The 16,784-nt window shown below is 69.0% G+C and carries 15 protein-coding genes; 11 read left to right on the top strand and 4 right to left on the bottom strand.

Annotated features, from left to right (window positions below; translation table 11 throughout):
- The first annotated feature begins 37 nt into the window (after window positions 1-37).
- The 3 genes from AC1DMN_RS06545 (at window position 38) to AC1DMN_RS06535 (ending at window position 2,999) form a co-directional block, all read left to right on the top strand.
- Window positions 38-703, top strand: coding sequence for a response regulator (locus AC1DMN_RS06545; protein ID WP_440733314.1), 666 nt, complete (start codon window positions 38-40; stop codon window positions 701-703).
- Between the two features lie 65 nt (window positions 704-768).
- Window positions 769-1,995: a sensor histidine kinase gene (locus AC1DMN_RS06540; protein ID WP_440733313.1), complete on the top strand. Its 1,227-nt coding sequence runs from the start codon at window positions 769-771 to the stop codon at window positions 1,993-1,995.
- Complete coding sequence (locus AC1DMN_RS06535; RefSeq protein WP_440733312.1) at window positions 1,992-2,999, top strand: hypothetical protein; 1,008 nt, start codon at window positions 1,992-1,994, stop codon at window positions 2,997-2,999. The genes AC1DMN_RS06540 and AC1DMN_RS06535 overlap by 4 nt, the downstream gene beginning before the upstream one ends.
- A gap of 275 nt (window positions 3,000-3,274) precedes the next feature.
- Here the strand turns inward: AC1DMN_RS06535 and AC1DMN_RS06530 are convergent, their stop codons facing one another.
- Together AC1DMN_RS06530 and AC1DMN_RS06525 are read right to left on the bottom strand one after the other, a co-directional pair.
- Window positions 3,275-3,499 (bottom strand): acyl-CoA carboxylase subunit epsilon, encoded by a 225-nt coding sequence (locus AC1DMN_RS06530; protein ID WP_233310488.1) that lies wholly within the window; start codon window positions 3,497-3,499, stop codon window positions 3,275-3,277.
- On the bottom strand, window positions 3,496-5,094 hold the full coding sequence (locus tag AC1DMN_RS06525) for an acyl-CoA carboxylase subunit beta (RefSeq protein ID WP_440733310.1): 1,599 nt from the start codon (window positions 5,092-5,094) through the stop codon (window positions 3,496-3,498). The genes AC1DMN_RS06530 and AC1DMN_RS06525 overlap by 4 nt, the downstream gene beginning before the upstream one ends.
- 127 nt (window positions 5,095-5,221) lie before the next feature.
- On the opposite strand from AC1DMN_RS06525, the gene AC1DMN_RS06520 reads away from it, so the two are divergent.
- On the top strand, window positions 5,222-5,989 hold the full coding sequence (locus AC1DMN_RS06520) for a biotin--[acetyl-CoA-carboxylase] ligase (protein ID WP_477230859.1): 768 nt from the start codon (window positions 5,222-5,224) through the stop codon (window positions 5,987-5,989).
- 39 nt (window positions 5,990-6,028) lie between these two features.
- On the opposite strand, the gene zapE is transcribed toward AC1DMN_RS06520, so the two are convergent.
- Window positions 6,029-7,027, bottom strand: a complete 999-nt coding sequence (gene zapE / locus AC1DMN_RS06515; RefSeq protein WP_477230858.1) for a cell division protein ZapE — start codon at window positions 7,025-7,027, stop codon at window positions 6,029-6,031.
- Window positions 7,028-7,073: 46 nt separating this feature from the next.
- Between zapE and AC1DMN_RS06510 the strand changes: the two genes are divergently transcribed.
- The 6 genes from AC1DMN_RS06510 to AC1DMN_RS06485 all read left to right on the top strand — a co-directional run bounded on the left by AC1DMN_RS06510 (window position 7,074) and on the right by AC1DMN_RS06485 (window position 14,478).
- Window positions 7,074-8,891 carry an ABC-F family ATP-binding cassette domain-containing protein gene (locus AC1DMN_RS06510; protein WP_477230857.1) on the top strand — a complete coding sequence of 606 codons (1,818 nt, stop codon included), beginning with the start codon at window positions 7,074-7,076 and terminating at the stop codon, window positions 8,889-8,891.
- Window positions 8,892-9,008: 117 nt separating this feature from the next.
- Window positions 9,009-10,844 (top strand): Na+/H+ antiporter, encoded by a 1,836-nt coding sequence (locus AC1DMN_RS06505; protein WP_477230856.1) that lies wholly within the window; start codon window positions 9,009-9,011, stop codon window positions 10,842-10,844.
- Between the two features lie 110 nt (window positions 10,845-10,954).
- The gene (locus AC1DMN_RS06500) at window positions 10,955-11,629 is read left to right on the top strand and encodes a DedA family protein (RefSeq protein WP_477230855.1); all 675 of its coding nucleotides are present in this window, start codon (window positions 10,955-10,957) and stop codon (window positions 11,627-11,629) included.
- Between the two features lie 81 nt (window positions 11,630-11,710).
- Window positions 11,711-12,622, top strand: a complete 912-nt coding sequence (locus AC1DMN_RS06495; protein ID WP_440732401.1) for a MetQ/NlpA family ABC transporter substrate-binding protein — start codon at window positions 11,711-11,713, stop codon at window positions 12,620-12,622.
- 123 nt (window positions 12,623-12,745) lie between these two features.
- Window positions 12,746-13,819, top strand: coding sequence for a methionine ABC transporter ATP-binding protein (locus tag AC1DMN_RS06490; RefSeq protein WP_477230854.1), 1,074 nt, complete (start codon window positions 12,746-12,748; stop codon window positions 13,817-13,819).
- The gene (locus AC1DMN_RS06485) at window positions 13,819-14,478 is read left to right on the top strand and encodes a methionine ABC transporter permease (protein ID WP_477230853.1); all 660 of its coding nucleotides are present in this window, start codon (window positions 13,819-13,821) and stop codon (window positions 14,476-14,478) included. Before AC1DMN_RS06490 ends, AC1DMN_RS06485 begins: the two co-directional genes overlap by 1 nt.
- 369 nt (window positions 14,479-14,847) lie before the next feature.
- Here AC1DMN_RS06485 and AC1DMN_RS06480 read toward each other — a convergent pair whose 3' ends face one another.
- On the bottom strand, window positions 14,848-15,822 hold the full coding sequence (locus tag AC1DMN_RS06480) for a pseudouridine synthase (RefSeq protein ID WP_477230852.1): 975 nt from the start codon (window positions 15,820-15,822) through the stop codon (window positions 14,848-14,850).
- A gap of 171 nt (window positions 15,823-15,993) precedes the next feature.
- Between AC1DMN_RS06480 and AC1DMN_RS06475 the strand changes: the two genes are divergently transcribed.
- Window positions 15,994-16,784 (top strand): DUF222 domain-containing protein (locus tag AC1DMN_RS06475; protein ID WP_477230851.1); only part of this gene is annotated, 791 nt, incomplete at its 3' end.

Below are 16,784 nucleotides of genomic sequence, written 5' to 3'. Positions count from 1 at the left end.
GGGCGTCGCTCGCCGGACCACGGGCTAAGGTGAGACCGTGAGCAGTGTAGCCCTGATCGACGATCACGAGTCCGTTCGCCTGGGACTCGCCGCCGCGCTCGAGCGGGCGTCCTTCGACGTGGTCTTCGCGGGTGCAGGCGTCGCCGAGTATCTCGACGCGCGAAGCCGTGCGGGCGTCGCGCCCGCCGATGTGGTGGTGCTCGATCTCACCCTGGGCGACGGCACCACCGTGACGGAGAACGTCACCCGCCTCGTCGTCGACGGATCCAGCGTGGTCATCCACAGCGTCGCCGACCGCCCGGTTTCCGTGCGTGAGGCGCTCGCCGCGGGAGCCGCCGGCGTGATCAGCAAGTCCTCCCCGCTGGACGACGTGATCGCCGCCGTCCGGACGGTCGCGCGCGGCGAGGCGCTGAACAATGTGGAGTGGGCGAACGCGGTCGACGGTGACACGGCGTTCGCGGACGCGCAGCTGTCCACGCGCGAGCGCGAGGTGCTCCGTCTGTATGCGACGGGACTGCCCCTGAAGGTCGTCGCCGAGCGCCTCGGCGTGGCCTATTCGACGGCCAAGGAGAACATCACCCGCATCCGCGTGAAGTACGTGGAGGTCGGGCGACCGGCGCCCACCAAGGTCGACCTGCTGCGGCGCGCGATGGAGGACGGCATCGTGGAGGCGGCGCAGGAGGATCCGCAGGGTGTCGCCTGAACCGAGCGGACTCGCTCCCGTGAGCACGGCGTCGACGCCGACGTCGCAGCCGAGGGGCTGAGCGCGTGTCGGCGGATCAGGGCCTCCGGGAGGCATGGGAGAAGATCCCCACGCCCGGCGAGGTCGGGCAGGAGCTGGAGCGCTTCGCCGGACGGCGGATGGAGCGCATCATCGCGATCGTCGTCGGCGTCGGCGCGCTCGCGCTCGGCACCCAGGCGCTCGTGAACGCGCTCCTCAAGCTGCAGGTCGTGGATGTGCCGCACATCGCGATGATGGCTCTGGTGTTCGTGCCCTGGCTCGCGATGCTCGTGTGCTGCACGCTGGGTCGCGGGGTGCGGCTCACGGCCGGGATCTTCTTCGTCGCGTATCTCGTCGACCTTCTGCTGTGGCCGTTCGTGGCGACGCACAAGAACGTCGTTCCGTCGGATCAGCCGTGGATCTTCTTCCTCGTCAACGTCGCCGGTGTGGCGGCGGTCGTGGCCTTCCCCCTCGGCGTGCAGGTGCTGTGGGCGCTCGTGGGCCCGTTCATCTACGGCACGGTGCGACTCGTGCAGGGCGGGTTCGGAGCCGACTTCTGGATCGTCACGGCGTTCGACGTGTCGTTCACGCTGATCCTCGGGCTGGTGCTGGTCGCTCTGGGCTGGATGTTCCGCTCGGTCGCGAACGGCGTCGACGACGCGCGAGGGCGTGCGGTCGCGCTCTACACCGAGGCCGCCTCCGCAGAGGCGGTCGAGCACGAACGCGTCGCGGTGGCAGCCCTCATGCACGACAGCGTGCTGGCCGCGCTGATCGCCGCCGAGCGCGCGACGACCGAACGCGAGCGCGCGCTCGCCGTGGACATGGCGCGTGAGGCCCTCACCCGGCTCGCGAACGCGGAGGCACCGGCGCAGGAGGGCAGCGACGAGCCGGTGCAGGTCGAACTCCTCGCAGAGGATCTGCGCCACGCCGTGACGCAGATGGGACTGACGATCGGGGTCGAACAGTTCGGCCATGGCGCCGTGCCCGACCGCGTGGCGCGTGCGATGGCCCTCGCCGCGCGGCAGGCGATCGGCAACGCCGTGTCGCACGCCTCCGCACGAGGTCTCGCCGTGGTCGTCGAGGGACATGGCGACACCGGTCTCACCGTCAAGGTGAGCGACACCGGGAGCGGATTCGATCCGGCGCAGGTCGGTGCGGACCGGCTCGGGATCCGCGCGTCGATCCTCGCGAGGATGGCCGCTGTCGGCGGCGTCGCCACGATCGAATCCGACCGCCACGGCACGATCGTCACACTGGGCTGGTCGCGGACATGAGGCTGACCGTCCGCATCGTCGCGACCGCGCTCGCGCTCGTGTTCGCCTGCTACTTCTCCGCACGGGCGTTGTGGTGGACCGTGATGCCGCCGCGACCGCTGCTGGTGCTGCTCGCCGTGGCGATCTACCTCGCCGCGATCGCCGTCGTCGCGATCGTCGGCGCAGGTCAGGCTGTGCGCATGCCGCGCTGGGCGGCGGCCCTGGCGCTGCTCGCGGCGGCCGCGATCCCGCAGCTGAGCAACTTCGGCCTGGACGCGAGCACGCTGCGCGCCCCGTACGCGACCTGGTACATCGGCGCGGTCGGACTGATCGGCGTGGTCTGCATCGTGCGCCGTCGCCCCCTCGCCGGATGGCTGGTGCTGGTGCTGCTCACCGTGGCCTCGACGGCGTGGATCGGGTTCCTCGACTCCCTCGGCCTGGGCCTGGTCGGATCCACGGTGTGGATGGTGATCGCCCAGCTGCTGGTCGCGTTCTGGCGGCGTGCGGTGCGCGACACCGACCGCCTGGCCGGAATACAGCAGGCCGCGTCGGCCTGGCAGGCGACGCAGACCGTCCGTCAGCGCGAGCGTCGCGAGCGCGTCCAGTACGCACTGGCGGTCGCGGGGCCCATCCTCTCCCGCGTAATCGCGACTCGGGGTGATCTTTCGGTCGAGGAGCGGCAGGAGGCGCACCTGTCGGAGGGGCGGCTGAGGGACGAGATCCGCGGCGGTGAGCTGCTCAACGAGCGCGCCCGCGCAGCGATCGAGACGGCGCGCGCACGCGGGGCCGCCGTCACAGTTTTCGACGACGGCGGGCTGGACGGCCTCGACGAACATACCAAGGGCCAGATCCGCGAGGAGCTGGCGGATGTGCTCGCGGACTCCTCCTCGGCGCGGCTCATCATCCGCGCCCCCAGGGATGCGCGTATCGCGGTCACCGTGGTCGGTCGCTCGGCCGCGGGGGAGTCCTCCGACGAGGACTCGGTCGAGCTGTGGCATGAGATCCCGCGTACGCCCGAGAGCTGAAGACGCTCGACGACCCGACAGAAAAGGAAGGGCGGGGGGCGGCGAAGCCGCCCACCCCCCGCCAGGGGCGGAACAGTTACCCGAAAACCGTTCCGCAAAGACCGGAGATCGTCTGCCTACCCTGTGGCAGAGATCCGGTCGAACGCGAAGCGTTGCAAGAAAGAGTCTTCCGGGTCGCAAGGGGGATGTCTGTAGGTATTTTGGGGGACAAATCCAGACGGAGGTGAATATCCCGTCGCGGAGCCCCGGGAGACGCCGCGAATCGGCGTCGATCCTCAGCCCGAGAAACGCCCCCACGGCACGTCTCGTCGCAGCGGCGCGCGCAGCGCGCGCTGATTGCGTCCCCAGACCGAGACGGGCTTCTGAGCGGCCACGGCGTCCGCCTCCTCGGCCACGAACGCCTCGGACAGCACGGCGATGAGAGCGGCGAGCTCCTCCTCGGTGGCGGAGCCGCGCAGCACCTGGATCTCGACCGCGTCTGCGGCGTCCTCCGCGCTCACAGCGGGATGTTCCCGTGCTTCTTCGGGGGCAACTCGGCGCGCTTGCCGCGCAGCGCCCGCAGCGCCTTCGCGATCGAGACGCGGGTGTTGGCCGGCTCGATGACACCGTCGATCTCGCCGCGCTCGGCAGCGAGGAACGGGCTGGTGACGTTGTAGGTGTACTCGTTGGCCAGGCGGGTGCGCACGGCGGCGACGTCCTCGCCTGCTTCCTCGGCGCGCTTGATCTCGCCGCGGTAGAGGATGTTCACCGCACCCTGGCCGCCCATGACGGCGATCTCGGCCGTCGGCCAGGCGAGGTTCACGTCGGCGCCGAGCTGCTTGGAGCCCATGACGATGTAGGCACCGCCGTAGGCCTTGCGCAGGATCACGGTCACGAGCGGCACGGTGGCCTCGGCGTAGGCGTAGATGAGCTTGGCGCCGCGGCGGATCACGCCGGTCCACTCCTGGTCGGTGCCGGGCAGGTAGCCGGGCACATCGACGAGGGTGACGATCGGGATCGAGAACGCGTCGCAGAAGCGCACGAAGCGGCTGGCCTTCTCGCCGGCCTCGATGTTCAGGGTGCCGGCCATCTGCGACGGCTGGTTCGCGATGATGCCGACCGAACGGCCCTCGACGCGGCCGAAGCCGATCACGATGTTCGGGGCGAACAGCGGCTGCACCTCGAGGAACTCGCCGTGGTCGACGACCCGCTCGATAACGGTGTGGATGTCGTACGGCTGGTTGGCCGAGTCCGGGATGATCGTGTTGAGCGTGCGGTCCGCGTCGGTCGTCTCGAACTCGAAGCCGCTCTCATAGGTCGGCAGCTCGGCCATGTTGTTGTCGGGCAGGAAGCCGAGCAGCGTGCGCGCGTAGTCGATCGCGTCATCCTCGTCCTCGGCGAGGTAGTGCGCCACGCCGGAGCGGGTGTTGTGCGTGTAGGCGCCGCCGAGCTCCTCCATTCCGACGTCCTCGCCGGTCACGGTCTTGATGACGTCAGGGCCGGTCACGAACATCTGGCTGGTCTTGTCGACCATGATCACGAAGTCGGTGAGCGCGGGGCCGTACACGGCGCCGCCGGCGGCCGGGCCCATGATGATCGAGATCTGCGGGATCACGCCGGAGGAGCGGGTGTTGGCCCGGAAGATCTCGCCGTACTTGCTGAGCGCGAGGACGCCCTCCTGAATGCGCGCGCCGCCCGAGTCGAGGATGCCGATGATCGGCACGCCGCTGCGCAGGGCGAACTCCATGATCTTGATGATCTTGTCGCCGGAGACCTCGCCCAGCGAGCCGCCGAAGGTGGTGAAGTCCTGGGAGTACACCGCCACGGTGCGACCGTTGATGGTCCCGACGCCGGTGACGACGGAGTCGCCGTAAGGGCGGTTCTTGTCCATGCCGAACGCGGTCGTGCGGTGCCGCACGTACTCGTCGAACTCGACGAAGCTACCCGGATCGACCAGCAGTTCGATGCGCTCGCGGGCGGTCATCTTGCCCTTGGCGTGCTGCTTCTCCTTCGCCTTCGCCTCGGCCGCGACGACGGCCTCGTCGTAGCGGGCGCGGAGGTCGGCGATCTTGCCGGCGGTCGTGTAGAGGTCAGGCGTGTCCGTCACGGGTTCCACACTAGCGCCGGGGCTTCCACGTCCGTTGGATGAGAGGCACAACAGCGCGGCCGGATCCTCTGTGCGGACCCTCCCAGAGCGGCCGGCCGTCGATGTGCATCATCCGGCACGCGGATAGGGTGACCGGATGAGCTTCCCGCACAGGGGCGCGGCCGCCGCCCGCCTCGAGATCGTCGCCTCCACCGGCTCCACGAACGCCGATCTGCGGGCCCATGCGGACGACGAGGCTGGCTGGCCGCACCTGTCCGTGATCCTCACCGAGAACCAGGTCGCGGGGCGGGGCCGCCTCGATCGCGTGTGGACGACGCCGGCCGGATCCGCACTGGCGCTGTCGGTACTGCTGCGCGTGCCCGCGATCCCGATGGCCGAGCGGGGCTGGATCCCGCTGGCGGCGGGGCTCGCCATGGCCGATGCGATCGCGGCGCAGCTGCCCGACCGCGAGGTGGGGGTGAAGTGGCCGAACGATGTGCTGGTGGGGGAGCGCAAGATCTGCGGCATCCTGACCGAGGCGATCGGACCCGACGCGGTGATCGTCGGATCGGGCGTGAACACCGCGATGACGGTCGAGCAGCTCCCGGTCTCCACGGCGACCTCGTTCGCTGTGGAGGGCGCGCAGGCCGACCTGGATCTGCTCGTCGCCGGCTACCTGGCCCGCCTGGACGGCTGGATCGAGGCGCTCGCCGAGCACGGTTCGGCCGTCGCGAGCGGCCTGCGCGACGCGGTCTCCGCGCGTTGCGTCACACTCGGCTGCACGGTGCGGGTCATGCTGCCGGGCGGGGCGGAGCTGGTCGGCGAGGCCATCGGACTCGGCGAGGACGGCTGCGTGATCGTCGATGCCGAGGGCGTCGAACACCGGATCGCGGCCGGTGACATCGTGCATCTGCGGCTCGCCTGAGCCTCCGGGACCCGTACGGCCGGCGGACTGGGCGACCGGTCAGTCGTGCCGCAGCGCCGAGATGCGGCTGAGGGCGCGCTCCAGCGATCGCGCCGGCACCGCGGTGTCCAGCGGGCGCTCCGGCAGTGCGCGTGCGTGCACATCGAACCGGATGTCGCGGTCGTAGAGCACATCGATCAGGTGACAGAACCGGAGCAGTGCGTCGCGGTGCATCGTGCGGAGATCCGGGACATCCAGGAGCGTGAGCGCGGTGGTCCGATCCGCGAGCCAGAGATACTGCGGAGTGCCGAGCGGCGCGCCGCAGAGGTCCTCGAAGGTCGCGGTGATCCGTTCGGCAGACCGCTCGCGCACGGTGAGCACGATGCCGTTCTCGGTCGTCATCTCGATCGCCGGTGACGGCGCCCGGGTGGGCGAGAGCGCCCAGGATCCGGCCGAGAAGCCGGTCGCGGAGCGCATCTTCGAGCCGACGCCTCGGTAGTCGGTGCCGTCCGCGACCTCGATCACGTCGAGGTGCTGCTCGATGAGTCGGATCGCCGGCACGAAATGCTCGTGCCACAGGCCCGGCATCAGTTCGCCCGGCGCATCGTTCGAGGTCGCGATCAGCAGCACATCCCGGTCGATGAAGTGTCGCAGAGTCGCCGTGAGGTATACGGCGTCTGCCACGTCGTGCACGTGGAACTCGTCGAACAGGATCGCGCGGGATCCGCCGATGAGGCGGTTCAACGCCCGATCGAGAGGCACGCGCCGCGCTCCGAGCGCGCTCTGCAGCTCGAGGAAGAAGTCGTGGAAGTGCACACGGCGCTTGCGCCGAGTGGGCAGCGCCGCGAAGTAGGCCTCGGCGAGCAGCGACTTCCCGCGTCCGACCGGGCCCCAGAGATAGGCGCCGTGGCGATGCGGGGCGGCGAGCGCCGAGGCGGCTTCCTGCTGCGCCGCATCGAGCAGGGTCTCCTCGGGCAGGTGCCCTGTGATCTGCCCGACGCGCGTCGTCAGGGGATGAGCGACGGCCTCGTCCGGCATGGCGAGCGGGACGGCGGTCATCCTCCGAGCGTAGCGAGCGGTGGGCGCGACTACCCTGGAAGCCGACATGGCACATCTCCTCGGGGCCGAAGGCCTCCATCTCGAGTTCCCCACCCGGATCGTCTTCGACTCCGTCACCCTCGGCATCGAAGAAGGGGATCGGATCGGCATCGTCGGCCGCAACGGCGACGGCAAGTCCAGCCTGCTGGCCATGCTCGCGGGACGTCTGGATCCCGACGGCGGCCGGGTGACCGTACGCGGCGGCACCACGATCGGGGTGCTCGATCAGGCCGACGTGCTCGACGACAGCCTGACGGTCGGCGGAGCGATCGTGGGCGACACCCCGGAGCACGAGTGGGCAGGGGATCCGAAGGTCCGCGACGTCATCGACGGCCTCGTGAGCGATCTGGACTGGAACGCCTCCGTCGCCGACCTCTCCGGTGGCCAGCGCCGCCGCGTCTCGCTGGCGAAGCTGCTCGTCGGCGACTGGGACATCGTCGCGCTCGACGAGCCCACCAACCACCTCGACGTGGAGGCGATCGGCTGGCTCGCGGAGCACCTGAAGCGGCGCTGGCCGGCGAATCAGGGCGCGCTCATGGTGGTCACGCACGACCGCTGGTTCCTGGACGAGGTGTGCACCGAGACCTGGGAGGTGCACGACCGGATCGTCGAGCCCTTCGAAGGCGGGTATGCGGCCTACATCCTGCAGCGCGTCGAGCGCGACCGGATGGCGGCGGCGAGCGAGGCGAAGCGGCAGAACCTCGCTCGCAAGGAGCTCGCCTGGCTGCGCCGCGGCGCCCCTGCGCGCACGTCCAAGCCGAAGTTCCGCATCGACGCCGCGAACGAGCTCATCTCCGATGTGCCCGAGATCCGTGACCGGATCGGCCTGCAGTCGCTCGCCGTCTCGCGGCTCGGCAAGGACGTCGTGGACCTCATCGACGCCGGCGTGACGTTCCCGGCCTCCGGTTCGACGCCGGAGCGCGAGGTGCTGCGCGACGTCGAGTGGCGGGTCGCGCCGGGAGAGCGCACCGGGATCCTCGGCGTCAACGGCGCGGGGAAGTCGACGCTGCTCGGACTGGTCGCGGGCACCGTGGCGCCCACGAGCGGGCGGGTCAAGCACGGCAAGACCGTGCAGGTGCGCACGCTCACCCAGCGCCTCGACGAGCTGCAGGACGTGTGGGACGAGCCGGTGCGGGTCGTGATCGGCCGTCTGCGCACGACCTACACGTTCGGGACCGGATCCAAGGCCGCCGAGCTGACGCCGGGTCAGCTGCTGGAGAGGCTCGGCTTCTCGTCGGCGCAGCTGTCCACGCCCGTGAAGGATCTTTCAGGCGGTCAGCAGCGCCGGCTGCAGCTGCTGCTCGTGCTGCTGGACCAGCCCAACGTGATGATCCTCGACGAGCCCACCAACGACATGGACACCGACATGCTGGCCGCCATCGAGGACCTCCTCGACTCCTGGCCCGGCACGCTGCTCGTCGTGAGCCACGACCGCTACTTCCTGGAGCGCGTGACCGATCAGCAGTACGCGATCCTGGACCGGCGCCTGCGCCACCTGCCGGGCGGGGTGGACGAGTACCTGCGGCTGCGGGCGCTCGAGCAGAGCCATCCGAAGGCGCCGGGGACAGGATCCGCGTCCGCGTCGGTCGCCGAGCCGGCGCTGAGCGGTGCCGATCGCCGTGCTGCGGAGAAGGAGGTGACGGCGCTCGAACGACGTATGCAGAAGCTCGCCGCGCAGATCGACAAGGCCAAGCATGCCCTCGCCGACCACGACCAGTCCGACTACGCCGGCCTCGGCGAGAAGATGAAGGAGATCTCCGCTCAGGAGGCTGAGGTCGAAGAGCTGGAGTTGCGCTGGTTCGAGCTCACCGAGCAGCTGGACTGATCGGATCCGCTCCGGGACTGTCCTGCGCGCGTGCACCGGGAATACCGTGGAGGCATGCGGCGCTGTGCTCTGAACGGATGGCGCCCGCGGTCCACGGCCTGGTGAAGGAGACGGCGCATGGAAGGTCTCGAAGTCACGGTCCTGCTGGGGCTCACGATCCTGAGCGGCGCCCTGCTCGCGCCGCGTCTGCGACTCGCGCTGCCGCTCGTTCTCGTCATCCTCGGCCTCGCGCTGGGCTTCATCCCGGCGCTGCGTGAGATCCAGCTGCCGCCGGAGACCGTGCTGCTGCTGTTCCTGCCGGTGATGCTGTTCTGGGAGAGCCTGACCACGTCGCTCCGGGCGATCCGTCGCGACTTCCGCTACATCCTTCCGATGAGCACGCTGCTCGTGGTGGCCTCCGCCTTCGCCGTCGCGGGGATCGGACTGCTGTTCGGGTTGCCCTGGGAGACCGCACTGATCCTGGGCGCGGCGGTCGCGCCGCCCGACGCCACGGCGGTCGCGGCACTCGGCCGGCTGCTGCCGCGGCGCATGTTCATGAAGCTCAAGGCCGAGAGCCTCACCAACGACGGCACGGCCCTCGTGCTCTACGCGATCGGGATCTCGCTCGCGGTCGGCGGGCACATCGACCCGCTCAGCGTGACGTGGTCGGTCGTCGTCTCCTACGCCGGCGGCATCGCGGCCGGCATGGCGGTCGCCGCACTCGGATACTTCCTGCTGCGCGCGATCGCATCCACGATCGTGATCAACACCACGCTGCTGCTGATCCCGTTCGTCGCGTTCCTCATGGCGGAGCTGATCGGCGCCTCCGGGGTGCTCGCCGTGGTGGTCGCAGGGGTGATCATCGCCTACGTGTCGCCGACCGTGACCACGGCGCAGTCGCGGCGGCAGGCGGAGTCCGCCTGGCCGTTCGGCGTGTTCCTGCTCAACGGAGCGCTGTTCGTGCTGATCGGTCTCGAGGTGCAGTACGTCGTGCACCAGATCTCGGCGGGCGCGATCGGGCGCCTGGTGCTCGTCACGCTCGTGGTCTGGGTCGCGCTGCTGGTGGTGCGCTATCTGTTCCAGCTGCTCAGTGTGCCGTTCTATCAGCGCACCGGTCCCCGTCCGCCTCGTGGCGTCAGGGCGCGCTCGCGCGTGCTGAGCACGTTCGCAGGCATGCGTGGGGCGGTCTCGCTCGCGATCGCGCTCTCGGTGCCCGCGGGCGCCGTGGCCGGCGGAGAGCTGGACGGCCGCGACGAGATCGTGTTCGTGACGGCCGGCGTCATCCTGCTGAGTCTGCTCGTGCAGGGCACGCTGCTGCCGGCGATCGTGCGGTGGGCGCGGATTCCGGCCGATCAGGGCGAGGTCGAGGAGTACGAGCTCGCCGAACGCACGATCTCGGGCGCGGCGCTCTCGGCTCTGGACGACCTCGCCGTGCGGCACGAGGTCAGCGACGAGGTGCGCGATCGGATCCGGTTCGAGGGCTACCAGATGCTCGAGTACACGAACGCGCGCACGCTCGCGCGGGAGCAGGCGCTCGTGGACGCCGAGGTCAAGGCGCTCGACGAGATGCTCGGGCAGCCCGACCCGCTCGCCGCGGGGACCGAGCCGGAAGCCGAGGCCGGCGGGAGCGAGGTCGCCTCGTCCGACGGCATCGGATCCGATGGCATCGGCGGCGAGCCGGTCGACGCCGGCGATCCGGGTGCCACGAGCGGATCCGCCCCGCGCCGCACGCTCATCGAGGGCGCGACGCTGCAGATGATCGCGACGTCCGAGGACGTCGACCTCATGCAGCGCTCGCCGCTGGTGCGCCACGAGGAGTTCACGCGGCTCAAGCTGGCGCTGCTGGACCGCAAGCGCGAGGTGCTGCTGGGACTGCGTCGTTCGGGGACGGTCGACGATCTCGTGGTGCGACGGATCTCCGCGCGCCTCGACCTCGAGCAGCTGAGGCTGCAGGGGCTCGAGGACTTCGACTGAGGGCGGCAGAGCCCGCGCACAGACACGGCGTACTCCGGTAGCAGGCGGACGCGCCGGGATCACTCTGCAGAGGGACGCGGCCGGACGCTGCACCGACCTACCGTGAGGGAATGGCCGACCTCCTGAGCACTTTCCTCCTCACCCCGTGGACGCCGATCCTGATCCTGCTGTTCTGCTTCCTGGACGGATTCTTCCCGCCCGTCCCGAGCGAGACCGTGGTCGTCGGCGCTCTGTCGCTGGCGTTCGCGACAGGCCCTGCGGCCATGCCGACGGCGATTCTGGTCCTGCTCGCGGCAGGCGTGGGCGCAGCGGCCGGCGACAGCGCTGCGTATGCGATCGGTCGTCGTGTCGGCACCGAGCGGTGGGCGTGGATGCGCCACCGCCGCGTGCGGTCGGCGCTGGACTGGGCGGGGGAGAGCCTCGCCACCCGCCCCGCGATGTACTTGCTCGTCGCGCGTTACATCCCGGTCGGGCGGGTCGCGGTGAACATGACGGCAGGGGCGACCAGGCTGCCGTACCGCCGCTTCCTGCCGCTGTCCCTCGTCGCGGCCGTGGGCTGGGTCGCGCTCAGCGCGGTGATCGCGACCGTCGCCTCGGCGTGGCTCGGGCATTCGCCCCTGCTCGCGGCGGGGGTCGGCATCGTGCTGTCGATCGTGATCGGCCTGCTGATCGACCTCGGTGCCCGGCTGATCCGTCGAGCGCGCAGCCGGCGTGCGATGGTGCCCGCTTCCCGCTCCACGGCCGAGCACGAACTGGTGACCGCGGGTGCAGACGTCGAGCTGTGACGCCATGTGACAGGTCGATTCGGAGGGCGCTCGACGCCCCTCGTAGCGTGGTGGAGTCCCCCAAGAGAGGAACTCACAGCCATGTCCCGCAAGCTCACCACCGCGCTCGCCGCCGCCACCGCGGCCGCCGCGCTCGTCATCTCCCTCGTCGGCTGCTCATCCGCATCGGGTGCCGGATCCGACCCCACCGCGGAAGCCGGCAAGCCCGTCAAGGTCGGCGTCGTCGGCAAGAGCGACCCGCAGTGGCCCGCGTTCGTCGACGCGGCCAAGAAGGAGGGCATCACCGTCGAGCTCGTGGACTTCGGCTCCTACGAGCAGCCGAACCCGGCGCTGACCGAGGGCGAGATCGACCTCAACCAGTTCCAGCACATCGTCTACCTCGCGCAGTACAACGTGAAGTCGGGCAAGGACCTGCAGCCGATCGGATCCACCGCGATCTACCCGCTCGGCCTGTACTCGAAGAAGTACAAGAGCGTGAAGGAGATCCCCGCAGGCGAGACCGTCGCGGTACCCGATGACGCCTCCAACCAGGCGCGCGGTCTGCTCGTGCTGCAGTCGGCCGGCCTCATCACGCTCAAGAGCGGCGGTTCGATCTTCTCCGACCTCGCCGATGTCGACACCGCGAAGTCGAAGGTCAAGGTCACCGCGCTCGAGGCGGCGCTGATCCCGACGTCGCTGCCGGACGTGGCCGCCGCGATCATCAACAACGACTTCGTCAAGGACGCGGGACTCACGTTCAAGGACGCGATCGCGCAGGACGACCCGAAGGATCCCAACGCGCTGCCGTACGTGAACATCTTCGCGGCCCCGGCCAAGGAGAAGGACAACGCGACCTACAAGAAGCTCGTTGAGATCTTCCAGACCGACAAGGCCGTGCAGGCGGGCCTCGCCAAGGCCTCCGGTGACACCGGGGTGCCGCTGAAGGTCGACGCGGCCGAGCTGCAGAAGACCCTCACCAAGGTCGAGGGCGACGTCAAGACCCACAAGGGCTGAGCTCAGGTCGCACCGCGGCGGAGATGAACCCGCCGTCCGCGAAAGGGAATCGGGCGATGCGCACCGGCGTCGCCCGATTCCGCGTCCGACAGACCCGGACGCAGAACCGAAACCGGAGAACACATGCCGATCGTGAGCCTGCAGGGCGTCACCAAGACCTATCCGACGACCGCGCGTGACGGCGCCCCCGTCGTCGCGGTCGATGACGTGACCCTCGAGATCGCCCAGGGCGACGTGTTCGGAATCATCGGATACTCCGGTGCGGGCAAGTCCACCCTGGTGCGGCTGATCAACGCCCTCGAGCCGACCACGAGCGGTCACCTGGTGGTCGACGGTGTCGACATCACGACGCTCTCCGAGCGAGAGCTGCGCAAGGTGCGCGGCGGCATCGGCATGATCTTCCAGCAGTTCAACCTGTTCTCCGCCAAGACGGTCAAGGCCAACATCGCCTATCCGCTCAAGCTCGCGGGCTGGGCCAAGGCCGACATCGAGGCTCGTGTGACCGAGCTGCTCGCGTTCGTCGGTCTCTCGGACAAGGCGAAGGCGTTCCCCGAGCAGCTGTCCGGCGGCCAGAAGCAGCGGGTCGGCATTGCCCGCGCCCTCGCCACCCGTCCTGCGATCCTGCTCGCCGACGAGGCGACCAGCGCGTTGGATCCGCAGACCACGCACGAGGTGCTCGAGCTGCTCGCCCGGGTGAACCGTGAGCAGGGCGTGACGATCGTCGTCATCACGCATGAGATGGATGTGATCCAGACGCTCGCCACCAAGGTCGCCGTCATGGAGAACGGTCGCGTTGTCGAGCAGGGGGATGTGTTCGAGGTCTTCTCGAACCCGCAGAATCCGGCGTCCCAGCGGTTCGTGGGGACCGTGATCAAGGGCGTGCCGAGCCCGGCGGAACAGGCGTCGCTGCAGGCGCGTCACGACGGTCGCCTCGTCACGTTCTCATTCCGCGACGGCGACTCCTCGCAGGCGCAGGTGTTCCTCGATCTGGCTGCGGCGGGTCTCGGGTTCGAGCTCGTCTACGGCGGCATCAACGACATCCGCGGCCGTGCCTTCGGGCACCTCACGCTCGCGATCCGCGGGGCGGATGCGGCGATCGACGCGACGCTGGAGAAGATCCGCGTGCACGCCACCGTGACCGAGATCGGATCCGATGCTCCGGACGGAACGGCCTCGAGCGAAGGCGGTGTGCGCTGATGGATCGACTCATCGAACTGCTGCCGGACTTCTGGCAGGCGGCGCTCGAGACGCTGTACATGACCACGTTCGCGCTCGCGATGGCGGGCGTGATCGGCACGCTGATCGGCATCGGCCTGTATGTCACCCGTCCCGGGGGACTGCTGCCCAACCGCCCGGTGAGCATCCTGATCTCGTTCCTGGTGAACTTCATCCGCCCGATCCCTTTCGTGATCTTCATCGCGGTGCTCCAGCCGTTCACCCGAATCGTCATCGGCACGGGTATCGGCATCAACGCCGGCGCGTTCGCGATCGGTGTCGCCGCGTCGTTCGCGATCGGCCGCATCGTCGAACAGCATCTCGTGTCGGTGTCGCCCGGCGTGATCGAGGCCGCGCGAGCGATGGGTGCCGGTCCTTGGCGGATCCTTCTCACGGTCGCGATGCCCGAGGCGCTCGGTCCTCTGATCCTCGGCTACACCTTCATCGTGGTCGCGCTCATCGACATGACGGCGATGGCGGGGCTGGTCGGCGGCGGCGGTCTCGGCGCGTTCGCGCAGGTCTACGGATTCCGGCAGTTCGAGCCGGTGGTGATGTGGGCCGCGATCATCCTGATCGTCGTGTTCGTGCATCTCGTGCAGACCTTCGGCACGTGGCTCGCGCGTCGGATCATGCGGCGCTGAGACGAAATGCAGATCGCTCCCCATTGTCGGAGTCTCGTATCATTTCTCGCGAAGGAAATCAAACGGGCTCGGGTCTCGATAGTGTTGATTTGCGGCTCATTTCCGAGTTGCTATTTCATTATGAGCATAGATTGGCAACGAGCTCGGTCGTGATAGCTGCCGTCGTGGGGCTGGTAGTTGGGATCCCGGCTAGCGCAAGCGCGGCTGAACGCCGCGGACCCTTCTCCAGTCGTGGGCAGTGTGCCTCACAGGCCCAACTCGATGCGGTAAATGGATATCACCCGGGCAACTGTTTCCAGCTCGACAATGGTGGATGGTATTACTGGCGATAAGCCGGAACATTGATTCGCAGGATCCGGTGGGGAGATATTAGCGCCCCACCGGATTCGGATCTCCGTGCCGGCCCACGGGCGATGGCGCCTCCTGCAGAGTCCGTCGGGTGCGGAACTCGCGCGCGGCCCCGGTCAGCGGATCCGTGAAGCGCAGCTCCCGCGCGAGCAGCTGCAGCGGTCGGTCGAAGTCGTCGGGCTGTTCGGGCAGGAGTTCGGGGTAGAAGGTGTCGTGGAGGATTCCGGCGCCGAGTTCGGCGAGGTGCACGCGCAACTGGTGCATGCGTCCGGAGTGCGGGTGCAGCACGGTGTGCAGCACGCGGTCGTCGAAGCCGAGCAGTTCGACGAGCGTCTCCGCGTTCGGTTCGCGATCCGGATCCACCTGCACGCAGACGTGTCCGCGCAGCTTCTCGATGTGATTGCGATGCACGAGCGGGAATGCGGATCCACCGAGAGCCGGAGCCTGCGGATCCCACCCTTCGGGCAGCAGGGAGACGGCCTCGTAGACCTTCTCGACGCGGCGGTTCTCGAACAGTAGCTGGTATGCGCCGCGGGTGACCGGCCGCGCAGAGAACATCAGCACGCCCGCCGTCGCCCGGTCGAGACGGTGGATCGGCGTGAGCTCGGGGATGCCGAGTGCATTGCGCAGGCGCACCAGGGCGGAGTTCTGCAGATACTTCCCGCCCGGAGTGGTCGGCAGGAAATGCGGCTTGTCAACGACGACCAGATCCTCGTCCTGATGCAGGATCTCGACATCGAACGGGATGTGCTTCTCGATCGCCGGTTCCCGGTAGTACCAGACGAAGTCGTGCACGCCGAGCGCGGTATCGCGGGTGAGGGGCGAGCCGTCGATGGCGACGATCTCGCCGCGGTCGAAGCGGCTGAGCAGACGCTCCGGGTCGAGGTGGAAGAAGCGCTCGGCCATGAAGGAGCAGACGGTGGGCCACGGCCCCTCCGACGGCACGCGAAGCCGGGTCGCGCCCACGCCGTCGCGGACGGGGAGAGGAGATGCCATGCCCATTCCGTCCAGCCTAGATGGGTAGTGAGTCCGTCCGGCGCCTCGCGCGGGCGGGCGTCACCGACGAGTGCGGTCGTCGGATGGCAGGCGGTAATCGCCGTGATTTTCTCGGGACTTCTCTGGATCGTGGCTCTTCCCAGTGTCGAACATAAATGCTAGACTCGGAGGGTGGAACCCACCACTGTTGAAGCGTTCGAGGAGTCGACTTTCGTCGGCGTCCCGCGGGTGATGGTGGTGGATGAGACGTTCATCGCGGCGCGGATCCTGGATGGGTTGCAGGAGGATGATGTCGCGTTGAATCAGCGGGCGGTGCGGCGTGCGGAGCGGGTCGTGGAGGTCGTGGACCTGGCCCGCCGGCATCCGGAAATCTACACGGTCGGGGATGGTCCGGATGATGCGGATCATGCCCGCCGGTCGGTGTTCTTCGATGTGGCGGTGCGGTTACAGATGTCGGAGAACGAGGTCCGTTCGTTGGAGTGCACGGCGTCGACGGCTCGCGAGTGTCTGCCGTTGTTGTGGGAGCACGCCCGGGACGGGTTCGTGTCGTTGCGGTTCGTGGAGGCCGCCGTCGGGGCGGTGTTGCGGTTGCGGGCCCCGATCGGGGCCGACCCGGCTGTCCGGGAGTACGCGGCGGATGCGATCGCGTTGATCGATGAGACCGCGGCGAGGTGGGCGTTGCACCTGCCCATCAGCACCTTCCGGCGCCGGGTGACGATCCTCACCGACCGGCTCGACCCCACCCCGCCCGAGCGCAAACACGCCCGGGGCTTGGTGGACCGGCGGGTGGTCGTGGAAGACGCCGGTGACGGGATGTCCTGGTTGACAGCCCTGATCCCGACGGTGAAGGCGGTTGCGATCAAGCGACGCCTCACCTCGACCGCGAAACACCTCCAGAAGGACCGCCGTGGGGGCCGCACGAGGGATCAGGTTCGCGCGGACTTGCTGTGCGATTGGCTGCT

Source organism: Microbacterium sp. 01T413_2 (genome assembly GCF_056398985.1).
Note: the sequence above shows the minus strand (reverse complement) of the source record. Positions and strands in the feature narration are given on the sequence as shown.

Coding starts and splice junctions, on each gene's coding strand:
- AC1DMN_RS06535 (WP_440733312.1), top strand. CDS start 1,992: ATGAGGCTGACCGTCCGCATCGTCGCGACCGCGCTCGCGCTCGTGTTC.
- AC1DMN_RS06520 (WP_477230859.1), top strand. CDS start 5,222: ATGAGCTTCCCGCACAGGGGCGCGGCCGCCGCCCGCCTCGAGATCGTC.
- zapE (WP_477230858.1), bottom strand. CDS start 7,027: ATGACCGCCGTCCCGCTCGCCATGCCGGACGAGGCCGTCGCTCATCCC.
- AC1DMN_RS06510 (WP_477230857.1), top strand. CDS start 7,074: ATGGCACATCTCCTCGGGGCCGAAGGCCTCCATCTCGAGTTCCCCACC.
- AC1DMN_RS06505 (WP_477230856.1), top strand. CDS start 9,009: ATGGAAGGTCTCGAAGTCACGGTCCTGCTGGGGCTCACGATCCTGAGC.
- AC1DMN_RS06500 (WP_477230855.1), top strand. CDS start 10,955: ATGGCCGACCTCCTGAGCACTTTCCTCCTCACCCCGTGGACGCCGATC.
- AC1DMN_RS06495 (WP_440732401.1), top strand. CDS start 11,711: ATGTCCCGCAAGCTCACCACCGCGCTCGCCGCCGCCACCGCGGCCGCC.
- AC1DMN_RS06490 (WP_477230854.1), top strand. CDS start 12,746: ATGCCGATCGTGAGCCTGCAGGGCGTCACCAAGACCTATCCGACGACC.
- AC1DMN_RS06485 (WP_477230853.1), top strand. CDS start 13,819: ATGGATCGACTCATCGAACTGCTGCCGGACTTCTGGCAGGCGGCGCTC.
- AC1DMN_RS06480 (WP_477230852.1), bottom strand. CDS start 15,822: ATGGCATCTCCTCTCCCCGTCCGCGACGGCGTGGGCGCGACCCGGCTT.